Here is a 459-nt window from a genome sequence, read left to right on the forward strand (position 1 = left end):
TATATAAAGACACTGAGTGGCTGGGTATATACCGCCTTTATCATTGATGTATTTGCTCGCGCTATCGTTGGCTGGAAAGTATCAGATCGTATGAACACTGATATGGTGATGGCAGCACTAAACCAAGCCATTGCAGACAGAAACCATCCTAAAGATGTCATTCATCATAGTGATCGCGGCGTTCAGTACTTATCAATTCGCTATACTGATAAGATGGCTGATTCTGGCGTCATTGCATCTGTTGGCACGACAGGTGATTCATACGATAATGCGTTGGCTGAAACGGTTAACGAACTTTATAAAACGGAGGTGATTGAATATTTAAAACAGCAGTGGCAAGGTGTGAGTGATGTTGAATTAGCAACCCTTGAATGGGTCGATTGGTTTAACAAAACTCGCATTCATAGTACGATTGGCTATGTGTCGCCTTTTGAGTTTGAGAGACGATACTATGATAGT

1 protein-coding gene is annotated in these 459 nt (G+C 41.6%); it reads left to right on the forward strand.

Going from position 1 to position 459, the window contains the following annotated elements:
* Nucleotides 1-459, forward strand: a 459-nt coding sequence (locus ACT3QP_RS15065; protein ID WP_444526066.1) for an IS3 family transposase, incomplete at both ends; no start/stop codon positions are given.

The organism is Psychrobacter sp. AOP7-B1-24, from assembly GCF_052376215.1.
GTDB lineage: Bacteria > Pseudomonadota > Gammaproteobacteria > Pseudomonadales > Moraxellaceae > Psychrobacter.